At 39.2% G+C, this 5,527-nt stretch carries 6 protein-coding genes; 2 read left to right on the top strand and 4 right to left on the bottom strand.

Annotated features, from left to right (window positions below; genetic code table 11):
* Positions 1-108 precede the first annotated feature (108 nt).
* The 3 genes from CWC04_RS18970 to nadC all read right to left on the bottom strand — a co-directional run bounded on the left by CWC04_RS18970 (position 109) and on the right by nadC (position 3,210).
* Positions 109-1,338: a type II secretion system F family protein gene (locus CWC04_RS18970; RefSeq protein ID WP_138686168.1), complete on the bottom strand. Its 1,230-nt coding sequence runs from the start codon at positions 1,336-1,338 to the stop codon at positions 109-111.
* Between the two features lie 123 nt (positions 1,339-1,461).
* Positions 1,462-1,890 carry a pilin gene (locus CWC04_RS18965; protein WP_138686167.1) on the bottom strand — a complete coding sequence of 143 codons (429 nt, stop codon included), beginning with the start codon at positions 1,888-1,890 and terminating at the stop codon, positions 1,462-1,464.
* Positions 1,891-2,364: 474 nt separating this feature from the next.
* Entirely contained in the window at positions 2,365-3,210 is an 846-nt protein-coding gene (gene nadC / locus CWC04_RS18960) for a carboxylating nicotinate-nucleotide diphosphorylase (RefSeq protein WP_138686166.1), read from the bottom strand.
* 215 nt (positions 3,211-3,425) lie between these two features.
* Here nadC and ampD point away from each other — a divergent pair, with 215 nt between their 5' ends.
* A complete protein-coding gene (ampD, locus tag CWC04_RS18955; protein WP_096042336.1) occupies positions 3,426-3,980 on the top strand; it encodes a 1,6-anhydro-N-acetylmuramyl-L-alanine amidase AmpD in 555 nt (184 codons plus the stop codon).
* Between the two features lie 13 nt (positions 3,981-3,993).
* A complete protein-coding gene (ampE, locus tag CWC04_RS18950; protein ID WP_138686165.1) occupies positions 3,994-4,845 on the top strand; it encodes a beta-lactamase regulator AmpE in 852 nt (283 codons plus the stop codon).
* A gap of 128 nt (positions 4,846-4,973) precedes the next feature.
* Here ampE and CWC04_RS18945 read toward each other — a convergent pair whose 3' ends face one another.
* Positions 4,974-5,426 (bottom strand): REP-associated tyrosine transposase, encoded by a 453-nt coding sequence (locus tag CWC04_RS18945; protein ID WP_138686164.1) that lies wholly within the window; start codon positions 5,424-5,426, stop codon positions 4,974-4,976.
* Positions 5,427-5,527 lie beyond the last annotated feature (101 nt).

Genomic DNA, 5,527 nt, shown 5'->3' with positions numbered 1-5,527 from the left:
GCTTACTATTCATTTTATCTTGCGAGCTATTAATTAGCGTTTGAAATTTTGCTTACAGCTTACAGCTTACAGCTTACAGCTTACAGCTTACAGCTTACAGCTATGCTTTTAAATTACAGAGCCTAACTGGAAAATTGGCAAGTACATGGCAACAATTAAGCCACCGACGAGCACACCCAGCACTGCCATAATAAGCGGCTCTAATAAGCTAGATAAGCCATCAACTGCATCATCAACCTCTTGCTCGTAAATTGTTGCTACTTTAGCAAGCATGCCATCTAACGAGCCAGACTCTTCACCAATGGCTACCATTTGAATAACCATATCAGGGAATATTTTAGAGTTACGCATCGCCCAGTTCATTTGATTACCCGAGCTCACCTCTGCTTTAATATCTAAAATAGCATAGCGATACACAGCATTACCGGATGCACCTGCAGCAGAGTCGAGTGCATCAACAAGGGGGACACCTGCAGCAAAGGTGGTCGAAAGCGTACGAGCATATCGTGCAACAGCGGCTTTATTTAAAATCATACCAATTACAGGGAGTTTTAATATAGCCCTGTCGGTTGCATCTCTAAGTTTTAAACTTCTGAGTTTTACTTCTTTAAACGCATAACCAAAACCAACAAGTACTATTAAGATTACCCACCAATAGGCTTGCATAAATTCTGATATGCCAATTACAAATAAAGTAAAGGCTGGAAGCTGAGCGCCAAAGCCTGCAAATATCTCTTGAAACTGCGGCACTACAAAAATAAGTAAGATTGAGGTAACAATACCAGCGATAACCAATACTGAGATAGGATAAAACATGGCTTTTTTAATTTTTGATTTAAGTGCTTCTGATTTTTCTTTGTATAAAGCTACCCGGTCAAATATTTTATCAAGCGCACCCGATTGCTCGCCCGATGCCACTAAATCACAATACAAATCATCAAAATAGCGAGGATGTTTTCTAAGTGCTTGTGAGAGAGGTTGACCTGCTTTAACTTCATCGCCAATGGTTTCCATTAACTTACCAACACTTTTGTTAGTAGAGCCTGAACCAATCATCTCGATGGCTTGAATTAGCGGAACACCCGCTATTAACATAGTTGCTATTTGACGGGTTAATAGAGCTATATCTTTAGGAGTGATTTTTTGATTGCTTTGTATTCCAAGAAAAGGTTTAGCTTTACGCTTTACTTTGGAAGGAGTAATCCCCTGCTTTCTGAGTTGCGCTTTTACGAGAGCAATACTTGAGCCTGTTAGCTCACCCTCCAATTTTTTCCCTCGAGCGCTCACCCCTACCCACTGGAAAGTATCTAGGCCTTTTGTTTCTTGCTTTTTTGCCATAAAGTGATAGCCCAAAATAGTTTAATAAGTATTTAAGTTAGTATACCTATAGATGATAAGTAACCTATATTTCTAATAAAAAAGACGCTCAAATGAGCGCCCTTTATTGAGATTAAATTATTACTATGGGGCTGCTGGGCAGCTTTTTGGAGCTAGGCTAGCATCACCCGTAATGTTACCTGCTGCACAAGACCAAGCACCTGTTGCTGCGTCACGAGTCCATGTCAGGGTTGCAGCATCAACTTGTGAAGGAGCATTTTGGATTGTACAAACGATTGTTGTTGCTGTTGCTGTGATTAAACAGTTCTGCGTATCAGTTTCTGTAATGCTTTTGATATCATCTATATCAGTAATTGTTTCGCCATTATTTTTCATTATTTCAAATTCAGTTTTAGCGCCAGTAATTTCAGCTAAACCCGCAGTCAATTTAGATGATGCTTGGTAGTTAGAGTATGCAGGCAAAGCTACTGCTGCAAGAATACCGATGATTGCTACTACAATCATTAATTCGATTAGGGTGAAACCCTGTTGTTTTTGAGTCATTGTTTTCATGTTTCCTCTCCTAAAGGATAATGTTTTGTAAGGTAGTCAGGTTAGTGGCGAAAGTGCCAAGCTTAATTTACCTGATTAACTTTACAGATTTACTTAAAAATAAATTTTCACGTACTTTTAGCCTTAGGTATGAAACACAAAAGCTAAATGTGAGTTCATTATGTTGCAACTTGCACAGGCTACCTAAACACAAAGTAGACTAAATATAGGAAAGATACTGAACATTTGCTTCAATCTTTTAGGTATTTTTTGAAGATTAAAACAAAAAGCAGTTACTTATTACTATATTTTTCAAGGAAGTAATACAACAGGGTTAGTCTAACACTTTTTTTATGCTTAAAGCACACAAAATTTTCTAAAAAGGATACTTTATTTAACAAAATGTTACAAAGTAAGCCTTTTGGATTATTAAAAGTCTTTTCATGCGTTTTGTCAATTAATTAGCATCAATAAAACTAAATTGTTGTCGTGCTTTTATACAAAACGCATCGATAAATCGATTGATTGTAAATTTTTTGTAAGTGCGCCGCTGGATATAAAGTCTACACCTGCCTGCGAGTAAGTTTTAAGCGTTTCTAGCGTCATATTGCCAGAAACCTCTAATTTAGCGCGCTTATTAGTAGTGACCACAGCTTGCTGAATTTGTTCAACGCTAAAATTGTCGAGCATGATTATATCGGCGCCTGCATTAATGGCTTGCTCAAGTTCACTTAACGATTCAACCTCTACTTCTACGGGTTTTGTAGGGTGGTTTTGCTTGGCTTGCGCGACTGCTTTATCAATTCCGCCACACGCTGCTATATGGTTTTCTTTAATTAAAAACGCATCAAATAAGCCTATACGATGATTTGCACCGCCGCCGCATTTTACAGCGTATTTTTGCAGAGCTCTGAGTCCTGGTATTGTTTTACGGGTATCAAGCAGCTGGGTTGTGGTGCCGCTAAGCTCTTTTACATAATTTGCAGTTGTGGTTGCGGTACCTGAAAGCGTTTGTACAAAGTTAAGCGCGGTACGCTCTGCAGTTAAAATAGCACGGGCAGAGCCCTTAGCTGTAAATAAGGTGCTATTTGCTGGCACAAAGTCGCCATCATTTACTAATACGTTTACTTCAACGCTTGGATCTACTTGCTTAAACACTTCTATAATGATGTCTTTACCGCAAAAAACGCAGTCTTCGCGGGTAATTACTTTAGCATTTGCGTGCTCGTTTTGTGGGATCAGCTGCGCGGTAATGTCACCGTCTTGTGCAGATTGATAATTTAGATCTTCATCTAAGGCGAGGGTGACAAGTTGAGTAATAAGCGTGTGCGAAATTGACATATGAAGGCTCATAAGTGTTAATAAATTAAGCAAATTTTACTATGTTTAAATAACTAATAGAAGCGCTTTTAAATGAGCGGGGTTTATTACACCTACATATATAGCGTGGCTGCTAAAAGTAATGCTACCAGCTGAATGTTAGCTAGCCGCAATGGCTATCATTCTTTATATAAATCCTTTAGCATCAAGTTTATGTATACCGTGGTATTAAAATAATGCAGATAGATTCAAGCGGAGTTGTCGCTAATATAACGCAGCGGCCCTGTACGCATTTTGATGAGCGCCCTGAAAATACCGATATTTCGCTGTTGGTAATTCATAATATTTCATTGCCGGCTGGCCAATTTGGCACCGAACACGTTGATGCACTGTTTATGGGTGAGATTGACTGTAATGCGCACCCCAGTTTTTGTGATTTAAATGGGCTTAGAGTGTCAGCCCACTGTTTTATAAAACGTACTGGCGAGATTATTCAATATGTGCCATTTAATAAACGCGCGTGGCATGCCGGGCAATCTGAATATGAAGGGCAAAGCGCGTGTAATAACTTTAGTATAGGCATTGAACTTGAGGGTACAGATACCACACCTTACACTCAGGCGCAGTACACCAGCTTACATAGCTTAACAAAGGCAATTATGACTCGTTACCCGCTTATCACCACTAAGCGAGTAGTAGGGCATTGCGATATAGCACCTGGGCGAAAAACCGACCCTGGGGAAAGTTTTAATTGGCCTGCTTATATAAGCAGGCTAGAACAAGCAAATTAAGTGAGTCGCTATCATGATTTTAGTTTCTATAATTATTGCACTAATACTTGAGCGTTTAGGTGCGCGCTCACAGTATTGGCAAATAAGCCATTACGTTAATGGTTATTTAAACCGCTCGGGTAAATTACTTGGTGAAAACGGATTGTTTAGCTCGGCAATTGGCTTTTTAATTTGGTTAGTTTTGCCGGTAGTGGCTGTTGCGCTTATATATGTACTCTCTGACTTTGTACTGTGGCAATTAGCTATAAATGTTGTGGTTTTATTGGTTTGTTTTGGTTGTGCTAAGCACCGTGCTTTATATAAGTCGTATTTAAATGCACTAACGCGGGATGATAAAACCGCTGCCTCATTTTACGCACTACAAATGGGGCAAAAACACCTAGAGGATGAAGAGGGCGGAGAAACATTTGGGCAAACCTTAGCGTGGATTAATTTTAGATTTTATTGCGCCGTTATTTTTTGGTTTGTAATGCTTGGCGCCCCAGGTGCCGTGTTGTATGCAATAGTGCGTACGTTGGCCGATTTAGTTAAAGAAAACCATAAAGTGGTGTTTGCAAATCGTTTTACGCTGCTGCACAAATTATTATTTTGGCTAGATTGGCTACCAGCGCGTGTTGCAAGCTTTGGCTATTTAGTCATTGGTAACTTTAATAAAGGTACAAGCTGCTGGCTGCATTATGTATTAGATTTTAAAACGCCAAACCGCAAAGTTGTTACGTGTACAGCACTTGCGGCTGAGCAAGTAGAGCAGCGTTATTACGGATGTGCTATTGAAGCCACTTGTATGATTAAATTAGTTAAACGCAACGTGCTTTTTTATTTAGTACTGATTGCACTGCTTACTTTATTTGGCGGTTTATCGTAGTCGCGATTTTACATCGCGCAATGTACTACGGTTTTGTGTAGTCGCGATTTCACATCGCGCAATGTGTACCTCGCTTAGGGTGAATATCGCGGTGAGGGTGTTGGTCGCGGGGTAAACCCGCTGCTACGCTACGCGTTTAAATAAATGCTGTCCCAATATGGGTAATCTGCAATGTTTTTTATTAAATGTGCACGTAATGGGTTGGCGACTATGTATCTAGCGCAATGAGTTAAATCTTCATCACTTCTGACTAAATGGTCATAAAACCCTTTCTGCCAAAGTTTTTGTTTACTGAATTCTCGGTACGCAGTTGCAGAGCGCCCTTTAAAATTTCTGATTACCTCACTTAATGTTGCTATATCGTTTAATTGAAATAACCAATGAATGTGATTGGGCATTAATACAAATGTATTTGAGTTAATTTGCTTCTCCTTCTCTAGCTTTTTCATTTCATTGATTACTGCTCTATTAATTATTAAATTTGTGAGTAGACTTTTCCGTTCGTAGCAAACTAACGTAATAGCATAATAGTGGTTTGCTTTAGATACTCTTCCTTTACGTAATAAATATGAGCTATGCATACCATTCCTGCATTTTAGTAATTACAGACCGATTAATTTTAAGCGTAGCAATTTTTATGGACTTGCGTAGTCGCGATTTTACATCGCGCAATGTGTATCTC

It is taken from the genome of Pseudoalteromonas sp. S2893 (genome assembly GCF_005887105.1).
GTDB lineage: Bacteria > Pseudomonadota > Gammaproteobacteria > Enterobacterales > Alteromonadaceae > Pseudoalteromonas > Pseudoalteromonas atlantica.
Note: the sequence above shows the minus strand (reverse complement) of the source record. Positions and strands in the feature narration are given on the sequence as shown.

What these genes read in the sequence shown, in the direction of transcription:
- CWC04_RS18970 (WP_138686168.1), bottom strand. Translation starts at nt 1,338, where the DNA reads ATGGCAAAAAAGCAAGAAACAAAAGGCCTAGATACTTTCCAGTGGGTA.
- ampD (WP_096042336.1), top strand. Translation starts at nt 3,426, where the DNA reads ATGCAGATAGATTCAAGCGGAGTTGTCGCTAATATAACGCAGCGGCCC.
- CWC04_RS18945 (WP_138686164.1), bottom strand. Translation starts at nt 5,426, where the DNA reads ATGCATAGCTCATATTTATTACGTAAAGGAAGAGTATCTAAAGCAAAC.
- ampE (WP_138686165.1), top strand. Translation starts at nt 3,994, where the DNA reads ATGATTTTAGTTTCTATAATTATTGCACTAATACTTGAGCGTTTAGGT.
- CWC04_RS18965 (WP_138686167.1), bottom strand. Translation starts at nt 1,890, where the DNA reads ATGAAAACAATGACTCAAAAACAACAGGGTTTCACCCTAATCGAATTA.
- nadC (WP_138686166.1), bottom strand. Translation starts at nt 3,210, where the DNA reads ATGTCAATTTCGCACACGCTTATTACTCAACTTGTCACCCTCGCCTTA.